This window comes from Nostoc sp., from assembly GCF_036917755.1.
GTDB lineage: Bacteria > Cyanobacteriota > Cyanobacteriia > Cyanobacteriales > Nostocaceae > Nostoc.
In genome coordinates this window covers 1-25,632 of record NZ_JBALFC010000071.1, presented here as the reverse complement: position 1 = coordinate 25,632, position 25,632 = coordinate 1, and the positions used below count along the sequence as shown (strand labels likewise).

Annotated in this window: 22 protein-coding genes and 2 tRNA genes; 11 read left to right on the top strand and 13 right to left on the bottom strand. The window is 41.6% G+C overall.

The window, feature by feature from the left end; all coding sequences use genetic code 11:
* The first annotated feature begins 414 nt into the window (after positions 1–414).
* Entirely contained in the window at positions 415–2,502 is a 2,088-nt protein-coding gene (locus V7L05_RS17125) for a hybrid sensor histidine kinase/response regulator (RefSeq protein WP_335165706.1), read from the top strand.
* Here the strand turns inward: V7L05_RS17125 and V7L05_RS17120 are convergent.
* Both V7L05_RS17120 and V7L05_RS17115 read right to left on the bottom strand, forming a co-directional pair.
* On the bottom strand, positions 2,492–2,920 hold the full coding sequence (locus tag V7L05_RS17120; RefSeq protein WP_335165704.1) for a KTSC domain-containing protein: 429 nt from the start codon (positions 2,918–2,920) through the stop codon (positions 2,492–2,494). The two genes, V7L05_RS17125 and V7L05_RS17120, sit on opposite strands and share 11 nt — an antisense overlap.
* 264 nt (positions 2,921–3,184) lie before the next feature.
* A complete protein-coding gene (locus V7L05_RS17115; RefSeq protein ID WP_335165702.1) occupies positions 3,185–3,919 on the bottom strand; it encodes a DUF1995 family protein in 735 nt (244 codons plus the stop codon).
* A gap of 135 nt (positions 3,920–4,054) precedes the next feature.
* On the opposite strand from V7L05_RS17115, the gene V7L05_RS34735 reads away from it, so the two are divergent.
* Positions 4,055–4,213: a cold-shock protein gene (locus tag V7L05_RS34735; protein WP_442937020.1), complete on the top strand. Its 159-nt coding sequence runs from the start codon at positions 4,055–4,057 to the stop codon at positions 4,211–4,213.
* Between the two features lie 1,105 nt (positions 4,214–5,318).
* Here the strand turns inward: V7L05_RS34735 and V7L05_RS17110 are convergent.
* Complete coding sequence (locus tag V7L05_RS17110) at positions 5,319–6,257, bottom strand: phosphoribulokinase (protein WP_335165728.1); 939 nt, start codon at positions 6,255–6,257, stop codon at positions 5,319–5,321.
* A 369-nt stretch (positions 6,258–6,626) separates the two neighbouring features.
* The gene (locus tag V7L05_RS17105; RefSeq protein WP_335165700.1) at positions 6,627–8,618 is read right to left on the bottom strand and encodes an alpha-amylase family glycosyl hydrolase; all 1,992 of its coding nucleotides are present in this window, start codon (positions 8,616–8,618) and stop codon (positions 6,627–6,629) included.
* A 214-nt stretch (positions 8,619–8,832) separates the two neighbouring features.
* Between V7L05_RS17105 and V7L05_RS17100 the strand changes: the two genes are divergently transcribed.
* From V7L05_RS17100 to V7L05_RS17090, 3 genes are all read left to right on the top strand, one after another.
* Positions 8,833–9,495 (top strand): class I SAM-dependent methyltransferase, encoded by a 663-nt coding sequence (locus V7L05_RS17100; protein ID WP_335165698.1) that lies wholly within the window; start codon positions 8,833–8,835, stop codon positions 9,493–9,495.
* 235 nt (positions 9,496–9,730) lie between these two features.
* Complete coding sequence (locus V7L05_RS17095; protein WP_442937867.1) at positions 9,731–11,146, top strand: AAA-like domain-containing protein; 1,416 nt, start codon at positions 9,731–9,733, stop codon at positions 11,144–11,146.
* 83 nt (positions 11,147–11,229) lie between these two features.
* Complete coding sequence (locus V7L05_RS17090) at positions 11,230–12,792, top strand: AAA-like domain-containing protein (protein ID WP_335165695.1); 1,563 nt, start codon at positions 11,230–11,232, stop codon at positions 12,790–12,792.
* Positions 12,793–12,892: 100 nt separating this feature from the next.
* On the opposite strand, the gene V7L05_RS17085 is transcribed toward V7L05_RS17090, so the two are convergent.
* Positions 12,893–13,123, bottom strand: coding sequence for a type II toxin-antitoxin system HicA family toxin (locus tag V7L05_RS17085; protein WP_335165693.1), 231 nt, complete (start codon positions 13,121–13,123; stop codon positions 12,893–12,895).
* Complete coding sequence (locus V7L05_RS17080) at positions 13,120–13,359, bottom strand: type II toxin-antitoxin system HicB family antitoxin (RefSeq protein WP_335165691.1); 240 nt, start codon at positions 13,357–13,359, stop codon at positions 13,120–13,122. Before V7L05_RS17080 ends, V7L05_RS17085 begins: the two co-directional genes overlap by 4 nt.
* 134 nt (positions 13,360–13,493) lie before the next feature.
* On the opposite strand from V7L05_RS17080, the gene V7L05_RS17075 reads away from it, so the two are divergent.
* Both V7L05_RS17075 and recQ read left to right on the top strand, forming a co-directional pair.
* Complete coding sequence (locus tag V7L05_RS17075) at positions 13,494–13,718, top strand: hypothetical protein (protein WP_335165689.1); 225 nt, start codon at positions 13,494–13,496, stop codon at positions 13,716–13,718.
* An 82-nt stretch (positions 13,719–13,800) separates the two neighbouring features.
* Complete coding sequence (gene recQ / locus V7L05_RS17070; protein ID WP_335165726.1) at positions 13,801–15,957, top strand: DNA helicase RecQ; 2,157 nt, start codon at positions 13,801–13,803, stop codon at positions 15,955–15,957.
* Between the two features lie 502 nt (positions 15,958–16,459).
* Here recQ and V7L05_RS17065 read toward each other — a convergent pair.
* Entirely contained in the window at positions 16,460–17,158 is a 699-nt protein-coding gene (locus tag V7L05_RS17065) for a M48 family metallopeptidase (protein ID WP_335165688.1), read from the bottom strand.
* Entirely contained in the window at positions 17,155–20,373 is a 3,219-nt protein-coding gene (locus tag V7L05_RS17060) for a type I restriction endonuclease subunit R (RefSeq protein ID WP_335165686.1), read from the bottom strand. The genes V7L05_RS17065 and V7L05_RS17060 overlap by 4 nt, the downstream gene beginning before the upstream one ends.
* 148 nt (positions 20,374–20,521) lie before the next feature.
* Between V7L05_RS17060 and V7L05_RS17055 the strand changes: the two genes are divergently transcribed.
* From V7L05_RS17055 to V7L05_RS17045, 3 genes are all read left to right on the top strand, one after another.
* The gene (locus tag V7L05_RS17055) at positions 20,522–20,752 is read left to right on the top strand and encodes a hypothetical protein (protein WP_335165685.1); all 231 of its coding nucleotides are present in this window, start codon (positions 20,522–20,524) and stop codon (positions 20,750–20,752) included.
* Positions 20,753–21,143: 391 nt separating this feature from the next.
* Complete coding sequence (locus V7L05_RS17050; RefSeq protein ID WP_335165683.1) at positions 21,144–21,506, top strand: papain fold toxin domain-containing protein; 363 nt, start codon at positions 21,144–21,146, stop codon at positions 21,504–21,506.
* Between the two features lie 32 nt (positions 21,507–21,538).
* A complete protein-coding gene (locus tag V7L05_RS17045; RefSeq protein ID WP_335165681.1) occupies positions 21,539–21,901 on the top strand; it encodes a hypothetical protein in 363 nt (120 codons plus the stop codon).
* Positions 21,902–22,211: 310 nt separating this feature from the next.
* Here the strand turns inward: V7L05_RS17045 and V7L05_RS17040 are convergent.
* The 4 genes from V7L05_RS17040 to V7L05_RS17025 all read right to left on the bottom strand — a co-directional run bounded on the left by V7L05_RS17040 (position 22,212) and on the right by V7L05_RS17025 (position 24,356).
* Positions 22,212–22,284, bottom strand: a tRNA-Arg gene (locus V7L05_RS17040).
* A gap of 146 nt (positions 22,285–22,430) precedes the next feature.
* Positions 22,431–22,925 carry a PEP-CTERM sorting domain-containing protein gene (locus V7L05_RS17035; protein WP_335165679.1) on the bottom strand — a complete coding sequence of 165 codons (495 nt, stop codon included), beginning with the start codon at positions 22,923–22,925 and terminating at the stop codon, positions 22,431–22,433.
* 262 nt (positions 22,926–23,187) lie between these two features.
* Positions 23,188–23,937: a cobalt-precorrin-6A reductase gene (locus V7L05_RS17030; RefSeq protein ID WP_335165724.1), complete on the bottom strand. Its 750-nt coding sequence runs from the start codon at positions 23,935–23,937 to the stop codon at positions 23,188–23,190.
* A 2-nt stretch (positions 23,938–23,939) separates the two neighbouring features.
* Positions 23,940–24,356, bottom strand: coding sequence for a DUF1636 family protein (locus tag V7L05_RS17025; protein ID WP_335165722.1), 417 nt, complete (start codon positions 24,354–24,356; stop codon positions 23,940–23,942).
* Positions 24,357–24,736: 380 nt separating this feature from the next.
* On the opposite strand from V7L05_RS17025, the gene V7L05_RS17020 reads away from it, so the two are divergent.
* Positions 24,737–24,810: transfer RNA gene (locus V7L05_RS17020), tRNA-Val, on the top strand.
* Positions 24,811–25,051: 241 nt separating this feature from the next.
* Here V7L05_RS17020 and V7L05_RS17015 read toward each other — a convergent pair.
* Entirely contained in the window at positions 25,052–25,555 is a 504-nt protein-coding gene (locus tag V7L05_RS17015) for a type I restriction enzyme endonuclease domain-containing protein (protein ID WP_335165677.1), read from the bottom strand.
* Positions 25,556–25,632 lie beyond the last annotated feature (77 nt).

Genomic DNA, 25,632 nt, shown 5'->3' with positions numbered 1-25,632 from the left:
ATTCAAAAATTTAGTTAAAATAACCAAAATTCATCGATCATCCTTCTGAAAGCAGATTAGTATAATTAAAGTCATCAAGCTATATGCTTGCTATGTTATTTAAATCTGATCGTGACTTTATTAAGCTATTAAGTGCAGTCAGAGCTAAATTGATCAAGAAGCAAATTTCCGATTTGGGCTACTAATTAGCAGATGTATATTATAGGACTTAAACCCTGTCTCTTAGTAAGTAGTATTTTAGCGCCGCTACCCTAAGAAGCGTGGATTCACAAAACTTCTGTTTAGTAGGTGCAACGTTCTATAGCGTAACGCATCTTAATAAAAGCTGTAAGTTATTACAACGCTTTGCAAATGATTAGACCACAAATCGTCGGGTGGGCAAGTTGTCATTCAGCAATAGTTAGGAACAATTTAATGAAATCTTTAGTGTGTAATAATGAAGCAGCAAGGCTTGAGGTTCTGCGTCAGTACCAGATTCTCGACACTCCACCAGAAGAAACATTCGACGATCTAGCGTTCTTAGCCGCACAGATTTGTAACACACCGATCGCTTTGATAAATCTAATTGACGCTAACCGTCAGTGGTTTAAAGCCAAAGTGGGGTTAGATGTACAGGAAATGCCACGAGATACCGGGTTCGGCTCGATTTGTATGGAAAGTGGCGAAGTTTTGATTATTCCTGACACTTTAGCTGATGAACGATTTGCTACGAAACCTCTAGTCACTTATGCTGAAGTTTTTGTGAGATTTTATGCAGGCGTACCTTTGTTAGCACCAGGAGGAAAAGCGATCGGGACTCTGTGTATAGTTGATCGCATACCACGCCAAATCAGTTCCAAACAGGTAGAAGCACTGCAAAATCTTAGCCGCGTGGTAGTTAGACAACTAGAGTTCCGGCGGAACTTAGTTGAACTGGCAAGTATCAAACAGGAATATAAAGAGGCACAAAAAGTATTACAGCAAAGCGAATCTATTTTGGACAATTTCTTTGAACAAGCGGCATTGCTGGATATTGTCAGTGATGCAATTGTCGTGCAAGATTTGTCTAACAAAATTTTATTATGGAACAAAAATGCTGAGAAAGTTTACGGATGGAAGTCAGAAGAAGCTATAGGTAAGCAGTCAGATGAACTTTTTTCTACTGAACCTTTGTCGCAAAATCTAGAAATTTATCAGACTATCTTAAAGGATGGATGTTGGCAAGGTGAGTTACAGAAAACCAGCAAATCTGGCAAAAAACTCATCGTTGAAAGTCGCTGGACGCTGATAAATAATCAACATTCTCAAGCCAAATCAATCCTGATCGTTGATACTGATATTACCCAGAAAAAACAAATAGAAAAAAAAATTTTACGTGCTCAACGCCTGGAAAGTATAGGCACTCTTGCTAGTGGGATTGCTCACGATTTAAATAATGTGTTATCACCAATTTTGATGTCAGTGCATCTGCTCAAAGCTAAAACCTACGACCAACAGATTAACCAGATGCTGTCAATAATAGAAAGCAATGCCAAACGTGGTGCTGATTTGGTAAAGCAAGTGCTGTTATTTGCTAGGGGAATTGAAGGCGATATCCAAGGACAAGTTGCTAAACGTCAACATACCGTGCTTCAAGTCAAACACCTGATTTTAGAAATGCACCAAATTATCTCACAAACATTTCCCAAATCAATCGCATTGTACACAGAAATTCAGGAGGAATTATTACCTATTTGTGCCGATAGCACCCAACTGCATCAGGTATTAATTAATTTGTCTCTGAATGCGCGGGATGCCATGCCTACAGGCGGAACTTTAACAATATCTGCCGAGAATATTTGGATTGATGAAACTTATGCCAGTATGCATCTAGAAGCTACAGTTGGTGCTTACATTGTTCTGACAGTTGCTGATACGGGGCTTGGAATCAACAGTGAAATATTAGATAGAATATTTGAACCATTTTTTACAACAAAAGAGTTGGGTAAAGGTACAGGGCTTGGGCTATCAACAGTAATGGGAATTATTAAAGAACACGGTGGTTTTATCATTGTGTCAAGTTGTGTAGGCAAGGGGACAAAGTTTAAGGTGTATTTGCCAGCAGTTAATCAAGTTCCAATCCCGTTGTTAGAAGATATAGAAATACCAACCGGTTCTGGAGAATGTATTTTGATTGTAGATGATGAAGCTGCTATTCAAGAAATTACTAAAACATCCCTAGAAAACTATAATTACACAGCAATTACTGCTAGTGATGGCATGGAAGCATTAGCAATTTACGCCCAGCATAAAGATAAAATTAGTGCCGCAATTATTGATATGATCATGTCGAATATGGATGGAGCAACTACTATTCGCACATTGCAAAATCTAAATCCGTTATTGCCGATTGTTGTTGTCAGTGGACTTGCAACAAGTGAACAAATACCAATCGATCAAACAGATGAGCATACAGCCTTTTTACCCAAACCTTACACAACGCAAGAATTATTGAAAACTCTACATGCAGTTATTAGTCAATAGTATAATTTGCATTATCTAGACGATCGCAGTCATATTTACCTTTAATCTCTTGATTGAAGAAGCTGCCAATTGAATCAGAGGAATGGAAATCTTGCCAAGTATCCTTGTCTACACCTAAGTACTGATAAACTGCTCCACTTTGAAACTCAACTTGCAAAATCTGTTCGTTGCGATCGTAGCCTACAGCCATGGCCATTGAGGAAATAACTGGTAGCATGACAATTGGTTCTTCTTCAAAGGGTAGTAAAGTCGTTTCAGCGATAACCTCGTTAAGTTCTTGCAATCCTTCATAAGCTTGTATCGGCGCGGGAATTTCCAAAAACTCCAGTTCGTCACCTCGATCAAGCAACAACTGCAAATATCCGTCAGAGTGAGCGATCGCTACTAAACTGCTCAAGTCTACCTTAGATAGCTTCATTTATTTTGTGCCTGTTGGCGTAGTCGGGAGTGTTAAAGTTTTATACAACACTTAAGGGCTTTTATAGTACAAATATACTATAAAAGCCCTTCGCTGTCAAGTTTTTTTCACTAAGTGAGAATTTACAGCAATTTTCGTCTTAATATAGACCACGCGGTAGAGGTACAGAATGGGATGAGACTGTTGGTCAATTCACTCTCTTGTTAAACCCCCCATTTTACGTCTCTACATCAACGATTCATACCTGTATTCAGCAGTTTTCTCCTAACTACTCAACGCCTTTAAGAACCGTTGCAAACTCTTAAATACACTGGGCTTTCTCTGTGGTGTCGGATCTGTTGTTGTTTGCGGTTGTCCTTTTAAAAGGATGAGATCCAACTCATCACCTGATGGTTTTGTGGGTAATTCGGCAATTCTTTGATATTCGCCGTTAGTTTCCAGCCAAACTTCCCACTGTCCTGGATAGCAGCGACGTAGGGCACTTTGATCGTCTATGGGGCGCAGGTAATAGGCGGATTCAATCGTACTGATAAAACGATCGCGGATTTTTCTAGCTGTATAACCAATGCCCACAGTTCCAGAATCTTCTAGACGGGGATTTAACAAGACTAAAGGGCGATCGCCTATTTCTTCACACAGCTTTTCCACTTGCGGTACTTCTACGGAAGTGGGGGCAATGAATAAGAAAATTTTATCCTCTGGTTGAATTTTTGTCTGCAAGGAAGCAGCCCTACCCGTACCAATATCCAAAATTTGAAATGGTGCATCTGACCAATTGCGGCGGGCTAAGGCCGCAGCCCCAGCGTCAGCAAAGAAAATCTTCAAACGGGAATCATATTCTGTAAACAGGGGCAAAAATTGTTCCGCCACCGGCATATACTTGAGTTCTGGGAACAGGAACTCAACTTGTAGGCGAGTACAGCCATCTGCAAGGGCAGCTTGGACGGCTACACGAGATTGGGCGATCGCATCTTCAAGACTGTTAGGTAGTTGACTCATAGTTTATATCTCACTCTAGCATTACTTCCATTGTTTCAGTATTAGCTCTGATTTTGGCGTTGCTAAATTTTAATATGAATAATTTGGTCTTGATATGGGAACCTTAAAAATAAAGTATTGATATCAAGGTCTTTCATGAAACCTGTTTTGCGTAAAGGTAAATTAACAAGATGGAAGGATGACAAAGGTTTTGGGTTCATCCGCTCCAGTGATGGCACTCAAGACGTTTTTCTTCATATCACTGCACTCAAACAAACAAATCATCGCCCAACGAAAATTACGTCACAAAAATAGGAAGGTTTCATACCAAGTTGTATTTTGGGTAATAGTAGCTATTCATCTGATATTTTGGTTGGATTGGCTTTTCTTTGGGAAAAGACTGGTGGGTTTATTTTTCAGCAGTGTTTTTAGAGGGTAACAGAAAAAATAAGTAAAAGAAACTGCTCAGTCGAGATTCCCTGACTACTTGCCCATTTTTCGATCTGCTGTTGAAGTTGAGGAAGAAAGTTTATAGGAGTAAATGCAAAGGTGCTTCACATTCCAATTTTAGAAGTGCGATCGCATAGAAGACACTCAAAATTTTACCTGTTGGGAAAAGACTCGTTTAAGGCTTTCAGTGACAGTGACATAGAGCGCCAATCAGATAAAACCTAGATATTTTGATACGCGATACCCAAGCCAAATCCCCACAAGGCCACCAATGACGCCCAAGAGGATCGAGGTGAACGATAGCAAACTTCCACCCCACAATGCAGGGATGTAGCTGCCAATCGTAGAGCCAAGAAACATCCCAATTCCAATGATGGTTTTACTCATTCAAGAAAAGCCTTAATCAAAAGTAATGAAAATAAGTCATGCTTGAACTCCTTTATGACTCAAAATATTACTTTTTGGGAAAAGACCTCTTTAACCCTTTCGGCAGTCGTGACATAGAGAATTGCGTAGGCGTAGCCCATCGAAGATATCGCAGCCTGATAGTCATTGGAGAGTAGTGGAATTCCCTCAAGATATTGCAAAATATCTACAATAATGCTCTGAGCCTGTTGAGGAGTAATACGCGGCTGAATGGGTAAGCGTAACCTTCATGGAATTATCGCAAATTCTCAAACCGGAAGGCAGGTCTTGCCAAGCTGAGAGCTTTTCGCCGCCACCCAAGAGGCCCAAAGATTGCTCAACCAAAACGAACTTATCTCTTGAACTTACCCCATGTCTCAACTGCTAAGATTTTAGCCCAGAAAACACAGAACATTAACACACCTTGAAAGGGCTAGTCCTATAATATTGCTCCTGCTCATTTAAAAAATTAAAAGCGACTCTGCCGCAAATTCAGGAGGCGGAGCCTCACAATAGGCGTTCCCAGCCAGAGTCTGGGAACGAGAGAATTAATTTCACCAGATGTCTACTGATACATTTGCGTTGCTTTGAGCATGTGGTAGGTAATTATTAACTGAGTGAGAGCGAGGGGATAACTTTGGATTGTTTCCCCAGTTGTACCAGCAATTTTACCCAGTTCTGGATTACTTTCGCGATCGCAAATATTTCGTAAATGAGGCATATCGGAACAAATAATATGCTCTAGCTGATTCACTTGTTCTAAGGTCGCATGACCATCAACTTCTAAAACATCTACGGGCTTACTCATATCCCTATCTAGCCCCAAGCGGATCGCTGAATCAGAATTACCATAGCCAGAGTTGATAATCTGGGTAAAATCTGGGTGGGGAATTGTCGGACGTAATACCAAACGCACATTTAAATGTCCATTGGTTTCATCATCTTCTCCGGTGGGGGGATAGAAACTAATGACTATATCAGACCATTGCCGTTGCGGACGAATAAATTGTGCTGAGTCTGGTTCACGCTTTTCTAATTCTGCTAATACTTGTTCAGCAGTGTAGCCCCGTTTTTGGGTATCCCGCTTAACTTTCCACTTAGCGCGTAGTTCTTCAGGCGGTGCAAGGTAAACTTTAACGTCGTAGGAGTCGCGCGCAGCACGGGTAGAATAACCGAGTAATCCCTCAATAATCACGAATTTATTCGGCTTGATATAGTTCGGTGCCTCGAATCTGCCGGTTTTATGGCTGTAAACTGGTTTGAGAATTGGCTGTCCTGTGCGTAGCAGCGATAGGTGTTGCTGCATAATATCTAGGTGGTTGCAGTCCGGGTGGAGAGCGGTGATGCCAATATCTGCACGTTCTTGGCGATCGTAACGGTGATAATCATCTGTACATATCAGCGTGACATTTTCTGGGCCGAGTACCTGAGCGATTCCTCGCGTTAGTGTTGTTTTCCCAGCAGCGCTGTCGCCTACAATACCAAGAATTATTGGACGGCTCATCATACCTCCCAGAATAAAAACAAGTTTATTAATAAAATTCCCCACGATAGTTTTAATTCTAGAAGGGTTTAGGCGAGTAACTCAAACAAAGACTTGGTATGCAATATCTCTACACACATACAATGTTTGGGCGTAGACGCAAAGCGGCTTGCCGTTCGCGAAGCGTCTCGTAGAGAAGGCATCGCTTTTGGCACAATAATTACAAACTACATTACTTTCAGAGTAATTTGTACAGATAATGATGGATGTAGTCGCTGAGTTTCAGAATAAGCATCCGAATTTTGTGGTATTTCACTCCGGCGATATAAATAGGTCAGGTTGAAGTACCAAACCTGACCTAAGATTATCTTTGACTGAGCGGCATTGAGATTAAACTAGAGCGTACACTTTAGCTTCCCAGGGGAAGATACCTTCTCTACCTACCCATTCAGATGGAACTATCCGCTCTTGAGTAATTTCCTTCCACTGCTTGCCAACTGGGGTTGCAGGCCAATTCGGGACTCTGTATTCAGAACCAACAGGAGTGCCGTAGTCAGAAAAATTCGCCACTACAACTACTAATTGATTGGCTTTATTACCACGCTGCCAGACTAGAACTCGTTTACCATCATTAAAGTCAACATGAATAAATTGAGTATCATTTACAGCTAAAGCATCGGAAGTCTTACGCAAGCGAACCAATCTTGCAACGTATTGGAAAATGCGTTGCCGCCAATCATCATTTACACGGCTATAGTTAACTGGGTCAATCTGCTTATGCTCATCCGTTGGAGGCAAATCCTGCTGGTCGGCAAATTCGTCTCCAGCAAGGATCATGGGAATTCCTACAGAGGTAAGCAGGCAGACAAATGCCAACTTAATGCGCGGTTCAGTATGATCAATTCCATTACTAGCAAGGTAGGTGAAGAAACGCTCGTTACCATAACCGCCAACATCATGGGAAGTTATATAGTTTACCGCCTGAGAACCATCTGTAAACCCTAAGTTTCGGCAATCAATTAGTTTGCGGATACTCCACTCAAAGCTGGGTTCATCCCAGGCATTCTTACCTAAAATCACCTGTCGGATGATTTGCTTGAACTTTTCATTCCAAAGTCCATCCAGACGATTTTGTTGGATGAGAGATAGGGGTACACTCAACTCCTCGCCAACTACGAGGAAGCGATCGCCAGTTCCGCCTCTTTTGTCCCAAAGGCTGCGGGCAAAATCCTTGAATTCCTGCAAAAAGTCATAGTTGGCAATATTGTTGACGCTATCCAACCGCAGACCATCAACTCGATAATATTCCAACCAGTGAGCAATATGGGCTTTTAAGTATTCACGAGCTGGGACAAGCCATGACTTTTGCCCAGTAATCGGATTGTAGCCCTCCACCCAATAGTTGTACTTAAATAAATCCCCACCAAAGCCATCTCTTGACCCTTGTTCTGGATCACCACTAGCCCATTTGATGTAAAATTCCAAAAAATTAACGTTATGGTAAGGATTATTCCGCGAGAATGCCATCACTAGATCCACAAAAAAGCGCAACCCTTGCTGATGGCAAACTTTGATCAGATTCGCTAAATCAGTCGAAGCAGTCGGTGCTGACTGGCTATCTGGGCGTCCTAAGTCAAAATCTGCTGCAAAATAATTTGCTGTACCATAGCCCCAATTGAGATTATCATCACTGTCTTCTGGTGGCAGAAGTTCGAGGGCGTTGATTCCCAGTTCTACAAGATGAGCGCGGTCATTCAAGGCGCCCAGTATGGCAAAAGTCGGAGCGATCGCTTCTGGGATCAACAGTGCTAGCACGTCACGAAATGTGCCGGTTCCTTCTTCAATCAATCCATTTGAGTTAATCTTTGTCCAACGGGTTGGTAATTCGTAAATCACCAGTTGATTATTGGTTGCCCTGGTCTCTAAAGGAGCATCGTCTTCCCAATTTACAGTTTGCCCTTGAGGATCACAGGGAATCAGCGTCTTATTTTGATAAAGCACGACGCTTGCCGGATCGAAGCTAGTAACGCCTCCCGATTCTGACGGCGTTGGTGCAAGTAAGCGTCGATCCACAGTCGTTGCTGTTGGATCTGTGCAGTAGAGAATTTGGTTAGCATTCGCAGAGTCGTAGGGGTCTGAGTTGCGGACTTTAAACCAGTAAAAGTAGACCTGTCCTTCAGTCAGACCAGATTCTTGAGCCGAAACTTCCCACAATTCGGGAAATTCTGTTGATTGACGAAGCGGAATTTCTTTAAATTGAGCTAATCTGTCTGGGCTTTCGGGAGCAGTATTGCCAATATAGAGAGTGGGAGCTAGTTCTGAAGCACTGGGACGCCACAAGACAAAATGAGTTTTTTTGCGGCTCAATAGATCGATAGGCATTACAAAAACCTCTATCAAAGTTCAGTTATCAAGTTCTTACACAAAAGCCAAGTGTTATTTCAGACGATAGGTTGAATTTCTTTAACGGTCAATATTAGGCAGGGGATTGAGTATTTTGCTGGTAAATTTAGTAAGTATTTAATAAATTATTAAAAAAGTTTTTTAAGAATCATGTTAAGCCGGAATTTTCGTGGATTAAAGAAAAACGCACGTTATGACAACTCAAACACTAGGACTCGAACAAAAGCTCTATGACTATTTACTGTCAATCTCTCTCCGAGAACCGGAAATTTTGACCCAACTGAGACAGGAAACAGCCCAGTATCCAATCGGGAGGATGCAGATTGCTCCCGAACAGGGGCAATTTTTGGCGTTACTGGTGCAATTGTTGGGAGCTAAGAAAACTTTGGAAATTGGGGTATTTACAGGTTATAGTTCCCTGGTGGTGGCATTGGCGTTACCGAGGGATGGTCAGGTGGTAGCCTGTGATATTAGTGAGGAATTTACCACGATCGCTCGGCGTTATTGGCAGCAAGCAGGAGTGGCGGATAAAATTCAACTGCACATTGCCCCAGCTTTGGAGACTTTGGATCGGCTACTGGCAACCGGAGAGGCGGAAACTTTTGATTTTGCCTTCATCGATGCAGATAAGAGCAACTATGATGCTTATTATGAGCGATCGCTGCAATTAGTGCGATCGCGGGGACTGATTGCGATCGATAATGTCCTCTGGTCAGGGAAGGTTGCCGACCCCCAAGTGCAAGATAATCGAACTAAAAGGATTCGTGCCTTTAATCAGAAGCTGCATCAAGACCAGCGAGTTAGTCTGAGTTTAATTGCGATCGCAGATGGCTTGACTCTGGCACTGAAGAAGTAAGTCTTTAACTGTAATCCTTGGGAAGAAGACCATTTGTAGCGGCTGACTTTTCCCACTAAAATCCACTTTTGCTACTCAGAAGTCTCACACTCAGAATTTTCTTTATTTGAAGATTATTTATGTGTAAAAATTTTACCCGGACAATTTTAATTTTTATTTTTTAAGTATTTATTCGGTTGTATATTATTACTAGGCGAAAGTGGATAAATGCATCTAGATAACTATTTAACCTTTAATATTCGTGGAAGATATTCTGCAAGCAGTAGAAAAAATTCTGCAAGACAAGCCTCTTACTTCCATTCAGTGGTTTGTACTCTATCAATCGTGGTTGGGCAAAACTTACGGTGAAATGGCAGAGGCATCAGGCTACGGCAACAATTATATAAAAGAAGTTGGCTCTGAGTTGTGGCAAGACCTTTCCGTTGCACTTGGAGAAAGAGTAACAAAAAAAAATCTGCATTTAGCCTTGAACAAATACCTGCAAGACAATATAGGCGATCGGGAGAATCAGATCCCACAAAAGTCCGGCGAAGAATCTAGTTTAAAAATGCTTTCTCCAGACTTTTTTTTAGCAAGCAAAATAGAATTTCCTAGCGGACCTGTACCACTGAGTTCTCCTATTTACATCAATCGTCCTCCCCTGGAAGAACTTGTTTGTAGCGAGATTTTGCACCCTGGTTGCTTAATCCGAATCAAAGCACCTAGAAAGATGGGAAAAAGTTCATTGCTCAACCGGATGATTGCTTATGCTAGAGAGCAAAGTTATCAAATTGTCTATTTGGACTTTCAAGAAGCTGACCAAGACGTTTTTGCTTCCCTTGATAAATTTTTGCGTTGGTTTTGTGTGAATGTCAGCAGACAGTTAAATCTCTTTCCCTGTCTAGATGATTTTTGGGATACGGAAATGGGCAGCAAGGTAAGCTGCAAAATCTATTTTGAAGCATATCTGCTGCAATACATTGATCATAGTCCTGTAATTTTGGCTTTAAATGAAGTCCATCGAGTTTTTGAACATCCGAATATTGCCCAAGACTTTCTGCCAATGCTGCGATTTTGGCATGAACAAGCAAAGCAGGATCAAATCTGGCAAAAACTGCGGATGGTGGTAGTTCATACAACAGAAATTTATATTCCGCTCAACCTCAATCAATCGCCTTTCAATGTCGGGATCACAATTACGTTGCCACCATTTACCCTCAAGCAGGTACAGAATTTAGCATTACGTTACGGACTACATTGTGCAGCAGACTCCGAAGGGGCAAAACGCCTTGCACCTCTACAAGCAATGGTAGGAGGACATCCCTATTTAGTCAGCCTTGCGCTTTATCATCTATGTCAGAAGACAATGACGCTGGAGGTATTATTAGAAACAGCATCTACACCAATGGGAATTTATGGTCAGTATTTACGAGAACTGTTGACCTTACTGCAAAAAGAACCAGAATTAATGTCAGCTATGCAACAGGTAATTGCAACAAATGAAAAAGTTGAGCTAGACGCGATCGCTGCTTACAAACTAGAAAGTATGGGTTTGGTTCAACTAAACGGCAATCAAGCTCAAGCTATGTGTGAATTATATCGTCTTTATTTTAGCCAACAGCTGGGAATGTCTCGCTCCAAATTTGTTGATTTAGATATAGAACGAATTTAACAAAACAGAATAAAGACACCAGTTGCCAGAATTCAGAATTTAATTCTGTATTCTTCTTCAATTTAAAATTTCAAATCAATTAAATGAACAATTATCGATACCAAGTTGGTGGTACGCTTACCAGTGACGCTCCTAGCTATGTTAAACGCAGAGCGGATATGGAACTTTACAAAGCCTTGAAACAGGGTGAATTTTGCTACATCCTAAGCTGTAGGCAAATGGGCAAATCCTCACTTATGGTAAAAACAAAACACCGCTTGCAACAAGAGGGATTTAGATGTGCCACCGTTGATATGACTAATATTGGTTGTGAAAATATAACCCCAGAACAGTGGTATAAAGGAGTTGTCGGCGACTTATGGTTAAGTTTTAAACTATTAGGAAAAGTCAATTTAAAAACCTGGTGGCAAGAACAAGATGATGTTTCTTTGGTTCAGAAACTGAGTCGGTTTATTTCGGAAATTCTGTTAGCTCAGTTTCCTAACGAAAAACTATTTATTTTTATTGATGAAATTGATAGTATTCTCAACCTAAATTTCTCTGTTGATGACTTTTTTAGCTTGATTCGGTTCTGTTATAACCAACGAGCAATTGATCCAGAGTATCATCGGATTACATTTGCAATTTTTGGTGTGGCAACACCTTCAGACTTAACTATATATCGAAATAATACTACCCCATTTAATATTGGTAAAGCTATCCAAGTAAATGGTTTCAACTTTGAAGAAGCTCAACCACTATCTTTGGGACTGAATATTAAAGACAATCATCCCCAGAAAGTTTTGAAAGAAGTATTAGCTTGGACAGAAGGGCAACCATTTCTGACTCAAAAGCTGTGTCGGCTACTTGTCAGTTTATCTCAAGATGATCTGGGTAGAAAACTAAAAATTCCCCCTGGCACAGAAGAATTTTGGATAGAAAATGTAGTGCGATCGCACATAATCGAAAAATGGGAATCACAAGATGAACCGGAGCATTTGCGGACAATTAGCGATCGCATCCTCAGAAACGAACAAATTGCCGCTAGATTGCTGGGAATTTATCAGCAAATCCTGCAAGGAGTGAAAGTACCAGCCGACGATAGTCGAGAACAGGTAGAACTGTTGTTGTCTGGTTTGGCAATCAAAAAGCAAGGTTTTCTCCAAATCAAAAACCGAATTTATCAAGAAGTTTTCAATTTAGAATGGGTTGGAAAAAAATTAGCTTACTTGCGCCCCTACTACGAAACTTTCAATGCCTGGGTAGCCTCAGAAGAAAAGGATCACTCTCGTTTATTACGTGGACAAGCCTTGATTGATGCCCAAGTTTGGGCAAATGGTAAAAGCTTGAGCAACTTAGATTATCGATTTTTAGCTGCTAGTGAAGAATTAGATCGGCGAGAAGTGCAGCAGGCATTAGAGGCTGAACGTACTAAAGAAGTCGAAGCACGACTTGCAGAAGAACAAAAAAGGCTGGCTCAACAAAAGAAAGCTGCCACAATAGTGACACTTTTGCTCGTGGGGATGACAATTAAGTTAGTGATTTCTATCGTGTGGGGTGTGTCGCTTTTACGAAAGATTGATGCTTTAGAATCACAGCTAAAATGTACCCAGATAGGGCATCAGGGCAAAGTAATAACTACAAATTCTCGGTTAGGTGGATGCTAACTGAATTAATGATTACGGCGACCACAATTCCAGACTCTTGAACCAACTCAAATCTCAGTTGGGTTGAGTATCAACACCAAACAATAAAATTACACCTAATTTATTTTCCCAATAACTCAAAGAAAGTTTCCTTATCAATACCAATATCCTGAATCATGCCCATTAGAGTCCCTTGCTTTAGGTCTTTTCCCGGATGAATAGGAACAACAACCCTTTGTCCATGACTATTTTTGTAAATAGCATGACTCCCTTTTTGACGGTCAAGATAAAAACCTAAATTTTCGATGACTTTGATAAATTCTTTAGCTTTGACACAGGGAAAATTACTCATGCCAAGATACTTAATGACTTAACAATTAAATTTTCTCTAGGAATTGATTGATTATCAGCCCTTAAACTTTCAAGATATAATTCAATAGCTTCTGTAATATTCTCGATGGCTTCTTCAAAAGAATCTCCTTGAGAATGACAACCTTTTAGAATAGGACAAAAAGCGTGATAACCTCCATCTGATTCTTTTTCCAGAATAACTGTGTAATTGTAAATTTGTTTATTGTTGTTGTCCATATTTTTTCAACTTGTTTGTGATTTACCTACTTTTAAGTTAGACTGATTTTATAATAAAGGCTTTTAGCTTATTAGACCAGTTCGCAATAGATGCTCTCCTTGTACCAGTCATTGAGAGCATCTTCAGAATCAGCGTGTTCAACCCAGAATTCCCGCAATTTCACTTTGCTGATTACGTGGATCCCGAAAGTGAGAAATTTCTGCTAATCATAGCATTGATTGAGAGTCACGCCAGGGTAATGGAGCGATCGCCAATTAAAGTCAAGCGACGCCGAATAGCCCGTCGTAGACATCGCTCATGTATGATGATTGATCAGCGTGCGATGCCAACAGAAATGCAAGCCTGGCCGAAGATGTGAGTTAAAATACTGATATCTTCAATAACTACTCACGCAGAACGCCCCCAAAAAAGCGTTGGCAAAGCCCACCGTAGGTATCGCTATGCTTCAGTATCCCCATCTCGAACAAGCGCTAAAATATCACTTCGGTTACGACCAATTCCGCCCCGGACAACGGCAAATTATCGAAGATGCGCTGCAAAATCGAGATTTAATGGTTGTGATGCCGACTGGTGGGGGGAAATCTCTGTGTTTTCAGCTACCAGCGTTGTTAAAAAGTGGATTAACGGTGGTGGTATCGCCATTAATTGCTTTGATGCAAGACCAAGTAGAAGCACTGCGAAATAATAATATTAATGCGACATTTCTGAATAGCAGTTTGAATGCTTACCAGGTGCGATCGCGGGAAGAAGCCATCCTCGCCGGTAAAGTAAAATTACTATACGTTGCCCCTGAACGTTTGCTGAGTGAAAGGTTTCTCCCGTTTCTCGATTTAGTTAAAGAAAAAATCGGTATTTCTAGCTTTGCTATTGATGAAGCGCACTGCGTTTCGGAGTGGGGACACGATTTTCGTCCAGAATATCGCCAGTTAAAATCTCTAAGAAAACGCTATCCTGATGTTCCTACCGTCGCCCTCACCGCCACAGCAACCGATCGCGTCCGTAGTGATATTATTCAACAACTAGGACTAAAGCAACCTAGCATCCATCTTGCCAGTTTTAACCGTGAAAATCTTTATTACGAAGTTCGTCCTAAAACTAAATCTGCTTACGCCCAATTGTTAGAACTAGTTCGAGAAACTGAAGGTTCGACAATTATTTATTGTTTAACTCGGAAAAAAGTTGATGAACTCACTTTTAAACTGCAAAACGATAAAGTTGTTGTTCTGCCTTATCACGCCGGATTAACTGATGAGGAACGTAGTAGTAATCAAACGCGATTTATTCGAGATGATGTCCGGGTTATGGTGGCAACAGTCGCCTTTGGGATGGGAATTAATAAACCCGATGTGCGGTTGGTAGTTCACTTTGATATGCCCAGAAATATAGAAAGTTATTATCAAGAATCGGGTCGGGCAGGTAGAGACGGAGAACTATCTCGATGTACAATATTTTTCAGCTTTGGTGATGTTAAAACAATTGAATGGAGTATTGATCAAAAAACTGACCCTCAAGAACAGTTGATTGCGAAACAACAACTGCGGCAGATGATCGATTACGCTGAAGGCACTGATTGTCGGCGAACGATTCAACTGGGTTATTTTGGCGAAAGGTTTCCTGGGAATTGCGGTAACTGTGACAATTGTCGTCATCCCAAACCCATGCAAGATTGGACAATTGAAGCCATGAAGTTTTTATCTTGTGTGGCGCGTTGCAAAGAAAGGTTTGGGATGTTACACATAATTGATGTGTTGCGAGGGGCAAAAAAAGACAAAATTATCCAGTACGAACACGATAAACTTTCTACTTATGGTATTGGCAAAGATAGAACTCTAGATGAATGGCGAATGTTGGGGCGATCGCTTTTACATCAAGGATTAATAGAACAAACTAGCGATGGTTACTCAGTTTTAAAACTAAATGCCTTAAGTTGGCAAGTAATGCGAAAACAACGCCCAGTTTCCCTAGCTGTAACCACAGTCCAAAAGATTACCTGGGAACAGGGGAGTGAAAAAGCCGAAGTTGCAGAAATATTATTACAGAAGTTGCGATCGCTACGTAAACAATTAGCTGATGAGCAATCTGTACCACCTTACGTCATCTTCCACGATTCCACTTTAAAATTGATGGTACAGGTACAACCCCAAACCTTAGTTGAATTTGCCAAACTTTCTGGTGTAGGTAGTCACAAACTCGCTCAATATGGCGAAAAGTTTATTACAGAAATTCGCGCCTACCGCCAAGAAAAAGGTTTACAAAATAAATCTGTTACTTCCGTATCCTCTCCCAACTCATCTTCTTACACCGAATTACAGACATTACAATTACATCAACAAGGTTTAAATATTGCTCAAATTGCCCAAAAACGTAACCTTAGTCCGGCAACAGTTAGCAATCATCTAGAAAAACTAATTGAGAAAAATCAGCCAGTTGATTTAAATCAATTAGTACCTCTAGAACATCAACAAAAAATTTGGCAAGTTTTAGAAGTACTCGGTGACATTTCCCTCACTCCTATCAAAGAACAGCTAGGTGAAAGCTACAGTTTTGATGAAATTCGTTTAGTAAGGGGTAAGTGGCGGCGCGAAAATCGCAAGTGATACAGCAGAATTCAGAATTAAGGAGCAAAGCTTGGGATTGCTTTGCCGAGGCGTCAGAATTCAGAAGTAATATCATGTCCGCCTGAACACTTACGATAAAAATAACGCTGAGATGTTGAAATATAACGACTCTGGAAATTTTATATCGTAACTAATTACCCGGACATGATAGAAAACAGGCTTTATAGCTGGCTTTGAGACGAACGCTTAGATTAACGCAGATGTTGCCTCCTGCTGAAGTCGGGATGAAGCTTGAGCCAATAAGGTTATGTGCAGCTTGTTATACTGAGTCGCGTCGCAGATATCGCCATAAATTACATTTACTTTCGGAATGTCCTAACTGCGGTGCAAGGTTTAAAATTCCAGCGTTGTGGATAGATGGACATTGCCAGAGGTGTTTTATGAGATTTACAGAGATGGAAAATTACCAAAAATTTGTAGAAGTTTGACACATTCTTTCAACTTTGTCTAAATGCGATCGCTCTGATCATTTCACATATTTCTAAAGGTTATAAATTGCCCCATTCTCAGCTAACCACTGTTTGCGCTCAAGATAATCTGGCACAATACGCTCTACCCTATGCCAAAATGCAGTGCTGTGATCCGGTTCAATTAGATGCACTAATTCATGAACTGCCAAATACTCAATCATCGTTCGTGGTAGCATTGCCACTCGCCAGTGAAAATATAAATCCCCTTTCTGTCCGCAAGAACCCCAACGATTCCCTAACTCACGTACTTGTACTGAACGAGGCGAAGTAGTAACTCGTTTAATCAGTGTGGCAATTTGTTGTTCTACAATTGGCTGAAGGTGTTCCCGATACCACTGAATAAAGTATTCTCGACCTTGAACTTGGGCTGGGCGCTGTAACTCAAAGCGGCTTTGATAGAGTCTGAGAGATGGCTGTTGTTGAACTTGCTCTACTACTTTGAGGCGATAGCTACGTCCTAGATAATAAAAACTTTCACCTGATACGTATTCTTTAACACTAGCTGGTGGATTTAATGACTCTTTTTTTAAAAGTTTACTGTAAATCCAGTAACGTTTCTCGCTGACAATCCTTTCTAATGTTTCTATTGGTACTTCTGGGGGAGAAGCTAAGACTAATTTACCGTCACGTTCGACGGTAATACCTACGGTGCGGCGTTTGGGACTGTGGCGAATTTCAAAACTCAGGTCGCCAAAGGTGATGCTTCTCATGCCATTAAACTATCACGATTTCTCTTAGCTACTTGGACTAATTTATCTGCAACTTCTTCGAGTTGGTTGTAACTCACTAAATCATGATCATCCAAGTAGCCGGCTATCCACTTTCTTAAATCTTCTTGGACTATTTGGCTACCCCAATTTACCCGTCGTACTTCTTGGCGGATATGTTCGACAATTTCCACAGTTGCTTGAGCAAGTTCGGGGAGTTGTTTTTGGGAATATTCACCTAAAATGTTGAAAAATGGCATTTGAGTTTTGGGATCTAATCCAGTCTCATCTGTAGTACGACCAGTTTGGATTTGTTCTATATACTTCTGCAATGCCTCAAGTTTTGCTTCCCAGTTATCAGCTAAAGATTCCAGAATTTCTGTTAGTTTTTCACTTAAATTTTTATAGTAAACTGGGTCTTCTTCATAATTTACGCTGATATGGTGACGGGCAGCAAATTCCATTTCTGCGGCTTGTGCTTTAATCGAGCGATGGCGCTGGACATGGGTTTTAAAATCTAGTGACATTATATCAATCGGTGGCACTTTTGGGTCAATACCTTGCGATTCAATATATTGGTCTATTAATGCTCTAACTTTTTCTTTGGCGCTAACTATATTAAGTTTTTCATCTCTGTAGAGGTCAGCAACAGCTTTTTTAATAAAGCCTAGTTTTTTGGCATCTCGAACAAAATTATAGGGCTGACGTGCTTCTGAACGCGGCAGTATTGTATCGAGAGTGTTGAGAAAGTCTTTGAAACAGTCGTTAAATTCAACTCTGAGGCGTTCATCTCTGAGCAAGTCTACACAAGCATCTACATCATCAATTATGCAGTTGTTTTGAGTGAATAGAGCAATAACTCGCTGGTGTCTGTCGCGCAACCTTGGCAATTCTGCACGAATATCAAACCAGGCAGATTCTGTATCAAGATTCTCATAAACCGAGAGGGCAGCAGCGATATCAACACCGTAATAATCGACCACTAAACCTTCTGTTTTTTTATCATCATACACTCGGTTAACCCGAGCGATCGCTTGCAGCAATTCGTATTCTTTTAGCGACCTGTCTAAATATAAAACTTGTTCTAACGGTGCATCAAAACCTGTTAGCAGCATATTTTTTACAATTAAAATCGCTAAACTATCTTGGTCTAAAGATTTTTTAAATTTCTCAATATTAATTTCTTGTTGACTTTTATCTGTCCACTTTTTCCAACTACTATCATCTCCTTTATCACCAGAGATGATACTAGCAAATTCTAGCTTACGTATGGTTTCAAGATGTGGGAGTGCTTGAGCAAAAAAACGAGTTTCGGCATCAAGCGATTCTAAAGTCTCCGTATTGAGACTTTGCAGAAGGGGTGCGCGGTGTTCTAGCTGCTGTACTATTTCCCGTTGCGCTTCCACAAATGCCTCTTGGTAACGGACGGCGGCCAGACGGGTAGAGGCGACTACTTGCGCCTTAAAGCCTCCTGCTAAAATGTGCTCAAGATAATGACGCAGCATACTTTTAGCTTTGGCTTTAATTAATTCCCGTGCTTCGCCAACTTGGGTTTTAGTTGCGTATTTAGCTTTAATTTGCGCCCGTTCTTCTGGGGTTTTATCAGCAAAGATAATTTCAAAAAGTTGGTCGAGGTCATCACCTTGAGTTACAGTACCTCTAGCTTCTAACCCTTCGTAGACAATGGGCAAAGTGACTTTATCTTCTTGGGATTGGCGGATATTGTATTCGTCGATAAATGAACCAAAAATTTGCAGGGTGGTTTTTTTTGCAGCTTTGACAATGGGTGTACCAGTAAAGCCGATACGGACACAGTTAGGTAAGGCTTCTAATAAATTGGTGTGGAGGGTTTTGGCGTGAGAACGGTGTGCTTCGTCAATTAGCACTAAGATGTTTTCCGAAGGATTGAGGTTTTTCGCAATTGGTTCTATTTCTGCTTCTTCATCAGAATCTTCGCCACCTTTAAATTTCTGAATCATTCCGAAGACTAAGCCAGCGCCTGGTTGTTGCAAGTATTGTTCTAGCTTTTTGACGTTTTTAGCTTTTTGTAACGGTTCCCCGGTGAGAACGGCGGTATCTGCAAGTTGTTTTTCTAAGTCGCGGCGGTCAGTGACAACCACAATTTTAAAGCGGCGTAATTCTGGGATAGTGCGAATTTTCCGAATTAGGTACACCATTGTCAGGCTTTTACCTGAACCTTGGGTATGCCAGATAATGCCACCGCGTTGGTCATCTGTGCCATGTTCGGCGCGGGTTTGATTGTGTTGAAGTCGGTGCAGTGCTTTATAAACTGCCCGATATTGCTGGTAACGGGGGACAATTTTGATAGTGCGATCGCCACTGGTTTTAAATAGAGTGAAATTATGCAGGATGTCGATCAGATTAGCTGGTTTCAACATCCCGGCGATCAGGGTTTGGCGAGAATTTGACCTCTCCCCCAACTCCTCCCCCGCGAGGGTAGGGGAGTCATTTTCCCCCATTCCCTTGTAGGGAAGGGGGGTTAGGGGGGTTAGGTCAGTTTTCCAATCAACATAATGTTCATAATTTGCGCCGATGGTTCCGGCTGTTGCTCGTCCTCTAGAGGCTGCTATCATCAGCAGATTGTAGTGGAATAATTTTTCTGCACCTTCTGGTTGACTGCTACCCCGTTGGTTGGAATATTTCAATAAGTCTTGAATTGCTTCAGTTATCGGGTTATCTAAATTGGGACTTTTACATTCAATCACTACTAGAGGAATGCCGTTAACAAGTAGTACCATGTCTGGGACGATAAACCCCCGATTACCTGTTGCCCAAGGCGGGTTTACTCGGTATTGATTGATGGCGATAAAATTGTTGCGGTGAAGATGTTCAGGATTAAATTCAATAAAATGAACAGTGTGCTGTTTGCCGTCTTGTCCTAAAACAGTAGTTCCTTTGAGTAGCAATTCTGTGGCGGCTTGGTTAGCCTCCATTAATCTATTTGCGCCCAAGCGTTCTAACTGACTTACTGCGGCTTGCACTTGAAGATCATCAAGCCAGGGATTACCGTTGTCCTCTAAGTTAATGCGTTTGATGGCGGCTTTGAGGCGTTCAGTCAGTAAAACTTGCTTGAAGTTTTCCCGTTCCGTAATTGCGGGATTGTCCCAACTGCCTTGTATATATTGCCATCCCATACTTGTGAGTTGTTGAATGATGGGCAGTTCTACATGAATATACTCAGGTGTTGGTTGCGGCATAGAGGCAGTATTTGGGGTAAATTACAGCAATAGAGGGCGATATATCCAAATCAAGAGTAACCGCACAATTATAAATTTGAGGCGATCGCTGTAATAAAACTTACTTTTGCCTAGTAAATCAGTTCTATTGTTAACGCATCGGCTTGTTATGTCATTGCATCGACTTGTTATGCTATTGCATCGGCTAGTTATGCCATTGCATCGGCTAGTTATGTTATTGCATCGGCGTGTGATGCCATTGCATCGGCTAGTTATGCCATTGCATCGGCTAGTTATGTTATTGCATCGGCGTGTTATGCCATTGCATCGGTCTGTAAAACTTAACTCACCCTTTTATTTAACATTGAGTGGTAATAGTGTTGCTGAGGGTAGCTCGTAGCTAATAATAACGCGATGTGCGACTTATTCTTGAAACCCCGCTTCCATTCCTCTCCCCGAAAGGTCGAGAGGCTTTGATTCTTGCTCCCCAACGCTAGTAGGGAAGGGGTTGGGGGTTAGGTCTGAGAGAAAGTCGCACATGGCGTTAATAATACTATTATCGGGAAAGGCAGAGGGCAGGAGGCAGAAGGCAGAAGGCAGAAGGGAATGCTGCTTCCTGTCCTCTGGCAGTGACCGAAGGGAACAAGGGTTTAAGACCCCCACTGAACAAGAGTTCAGTGGCTCCAAGTCAGGAGGGGTTTGAATCCCCTCCTGACTTGATCCTTCTGCCCTCTGCCCTCTGCCTTCTGCCTTCTTCAATGAATATATTTATTTGATGTCGGGGTGAGTGGGTGAGTCAGTTATCTGATGAGGAGATTTATCAGGAAGTCGGTAAGATAGTCGCAAAATTTAACCTGTATAAATGTGACGAATGTGCTACTGCTGTGATGCAATGGTTACAAGAAAATGGTCTTGAAGGAAAAATTATTTTTATTAGGACAACAAAGCGTAAGGAGTATTATATTTTGAGTAAGCGCTTGGAACGTCGCGGGATAAATGAGTCAATTACACTTAATGGTAAACACTACGGTGTAGAAGTTCGCGGGCGAGTATTTGATAATCTCTCAACAGATGGATTGACGAGAGAAGATTGGATTTATGATTTTAGCTGTCCAAGCGAACAATTTATCATTCAAGAATTGCCGCAGTTATAAAATAGTTTTATAGGTTGAAATGGGGGTTTGATATGGGCGGACTGTATGAAGTTTTACAAAAAATTAAAACGAAGCCGGGGATGTATATTGGTAAGGCTTCAGTGAGTGATTTATTTCATTTTCTTGTTGGATATGAATTTGCTAGAGGAGAGTTAGATATTGAACCTACAGCATGGGAAGATGATTTCCATGAAAATTTTCAGCCTTGGGTGCAGAAAAAATATCATGTCTCAACTTCTAACTCTTGGGCAAAGATTATTATGCTCCACTGTGGGAGTGAACAAGAGGGTTTAAATAGTTTCTATCGGTTATTAGATGAGTTTCAAAATCGAGATAAAAGTTTAGAACCTCAACGGAAGGTAATTGCTAGTTATGAGGTTACTAATAAAAGTTGATGTCTAACGCGATTTATTCTTGGAACCCCTCTCCAAACCTCTCCCCGAAACGGAGAGAGGCTTTGATTCTTGCTCCCCTTCCCTTGCAGGGAAGGGGCTGGGGGTTAGGTTTGAAAGAAAGTCGCACACGGCGCTATCTAGAGATTTTTCACGCGCACTTTGCCAGTTAATAAGTCTTGCATCAGTCCTTGTTTTTGGAGTTTGAGCTGCTTGCCGTTAGGCATCGCTTGTTCTTTAATTAGCTCTTTCTCACAATACCTATGACATTAATCTGTTAACAGTGACAAATAATTAGTTAATGTACAGGTAACGAGCGCGGAGGGATTTGAACCCCCGACCCACAGAACCGGAATCTGTTGCTCTATCCACTGAGCTACGCGCCCTTATTCTCTTTGATCATAGCACGTCTGTATTCAAAGTCATCCGAATTTCGAGCTGATTGTGAGTGAATTTGGATAGCTTGTGACGTTTGAGTACTGAAGGTGCGCCGAGAGTGCCGGGGACGAGTCAGCTAAGGATAGAGGTTGATTCAGGGACGTGTGATTATGGTTGCAGAAAAACTAATGGGTAATTCACTATCTTCCAATCCCAAATTTTTAAAACCTGGTGTGATTGGCGGCGCAGAAAAAACCTCTAAATAACCTGGTGTCGGCAAAAAACTAGCGAAATATGGGCTAGAATAATTTCCTTCCGAAGTGGAATACCCAAAACCATGACTCGTTAATTGCTGAGTATTAATACTAATTAAATTTTCAACATCAAAAGGTTCGTTTCCCGGTATTGGAGTTCCGGCGGCTTGCAGACCTGTAATTGTTTCACCATTTCGTGTACCAGTAATTCCAGAAATCAGGTAAAAACCCAAATCGTTAGGGGTATCATTAGTAGTGAAAGTACCGTTCGCCGCGATGCCAATACCAGAATAATTCCAGTTCCAACTTAAAGCAGAGGCGGCTGGCATTGTCCCGAAAACTAATCCAAATGTGGTGGCGAGGACTATGGCAGATAGTAGAGCTAGATTTTTCATTGAGGTTGTGAGTGCGATGTCTACGACGGGCTACGCCTACGGCGCTTCGCTATCGCGGATCTTGTAGAGGGTTCCCATGATTTTATATGGAATTGGGAAAGGTAGTATTATTTGGGCAAGGATAGCCTCTGGCTGGAAACGAGGTTTTAAAGGAGTTTTAGCTGAAGTTGACACGCATGAGCTTTTTCTATGCCCGACGACAGATGTGATCCAAATAAATCATTTCTGCCGTAATGCGCCAGTTGGTTTTTTCCTTGTCTGATTAGCAATAGTTATGCAACTTGTCAAATAGCCATGCCAAAGCACCATCAACATCAGTAACTTGTTCCCCTGGCGGTATGGCTGGACGATTTACCATCACAACCTTCACGTCCAGTTCTCGCGCGGCAATAATCTTGGGCTTTGTGGCATCGCCACCGCTATTTTTACTGACGATGGTATCGATGTTGTGATCAATTAGGATTTGTCTCTCATTATTGAGGGTAAAAGGCCCGCGATCGCACAAGATCATTCCCGGTGGTACTAAAGCATCATCGCTAGGAGGGTCAATCATCCGCATCAGAAACCAAATTTTCTCTAAGTGAGCAAAGGCGGCGAGTTCTTGCCTCCCAACTGTCAAAAATACCCGATGTGCCTGGTTTGCTACAGATGCTGCTGCGGCTTCAACGCTGTCAACTTCAATCCAGCGATCGCTACTTAGTTTTTCCCAAGGCGGACGAATTAACATCAGACGGGCTACTCCAACTTCGGTTGCAGCATCTGCCGCATTGAAGGAAATCTGAGTAGCAAAAGGATGGGTTGCATCAATTAATAAGTCGATTTCCTCCCCTCGCAGATAGCTAGCCAATCCAGCCACACCACCGAAGCCTCCAACCCGTAAATCGCCCAACGGAACTGATGGTTTACGGGTGCGACCAGCTAGAGAGGTGATTGCTTCTAACCCTTGGATATTCGCCACTCTCGCAGCTAGTTCTGCGGCATCTCCCGTCCCACCCAGAATCAAAACGCGCATCATTAAGATAAAGGTGGAATCTTTGCCAAAATGCCCTTTTTCAGAGCTTCTGGACGCTCCGACCAAGGCAGTAAACCATCTGCTTTGACATAGTATTGACTAGCACATTCTAGTACCGCAGATGCACTACCATCAACGGCTAAATCACCAAATAAATATGTTAATTTGCCTTTGGCAGCAAATGCCACTACACAGGAACGATTACAAGCACTCATGCATTCAACTTCCTGAATTGGGAATTCATCTCGTAAGTCCCAATCTTCTGCAAGCTGCTGAAGTTGGTGTAGAAGTTTTTGACCACCACTTTCACCTAAGCGTTTTCCATCTTGCCAAACGCTAGCGCAAGTTTTGCAAACAAATAAAGTATGGTCAGCAACGCTCAAGGGACTAGCTGGGGAAATATTTACAGTAGTAGTCATCTGTACCTCGCAGATATGTGGAACTGATAAATCTATGTCGGCGGGCATCCTGACTTACTCAAATTTGGATTTTAGATTACTCTCAAATTGGTTGACATTTGCTCCCAAGCGCCGGATTTGCACCGAACTTTAAGAGTCAACTCTGGTAGCTGACTCCCAGCAGAACCGAATAACCTTATCGATCATACACTAGTGGTCTGTCAAATTCATTTTGACGGTTAGAGAGACGCGATAAATCGCCGTCTCTACAGAAAATTTATTCGTCAATTAGTTCTTGACAGACTACTAGGGTCATCTAGGAAATAGAGTTTGCCTAATTTCCGCCCTCTATGTTGGTTTATCAGGAAAATCTATGCTATGATTTTAAATCGTGTGGTTAAGGACGTATAGCTCAGTTGGTTAGAGCGCTACGTTGACATCGTAGAGGTCACTGGTTCGAATCCAGTTACGTCCATTTTTGTACATTCACAAATTGAATGTCGCTGTTCACAGATTAATGTCGTTGGAATTAATTAACTGTCGTCGAAACCAAGTCAAGGGCAAACTGTAATTCCCTTTTGGTGCGATGCCCAACTCTTAGAGACGCTCCGCGAACGGCGCAGGCTCAGGGTAAGACCTGCGGCAGGCTACGCCAACGCATTCACGAAGTCTTACACCAAAACCTCAAACGCTTTAGCGAGTAATATTAAGTACTATTACGCTGCATAAGGATGTTTATTAGCACTTTTATACTGCTGATAAATATGCATAAATACTATATTACTCAGGTTGTCTACATCGCTATCATCGTAGGCATCTACAGGTAAACCTGTGTCTTCGCTGTACAAGTAATCATAAACAAAACTTTTAATTGTGGCTCTTGTAGATTCCTTATCGCGCCAGTTTTCTAGTTGCTGTAATTGTGATTTCACGGCTTCAATTAACGATTGAGCAATTTGTTTGACGCGGTTTCTAATTCTGGTATCCAAATTATCTTTAGATGAGCAAAGCAAGTCGAAAACGGCAAGGTGTTCTTCGCTTAAACCTTCGCGGACAGCACGGGTGTCTTCTTCAGATAAGTCTTTGACAAGTTTCAGCAGTTCCTCAAATGTTTGCTCTATAGCTACTCGGTCGGTTTCGCGGTTATAGTTTTGGATAAGTTGTTGATAGCGCGTGTAGTAGTCAATGCGAGATGGGTTTTGTTGTAAGCTGTTCCACATTTAAGTCGCATAAAATAGCAACAAGATAAACCAAGGGTGTGTGCATCATGCCAGTAAAAAGATTCCTGAAAGCGGAA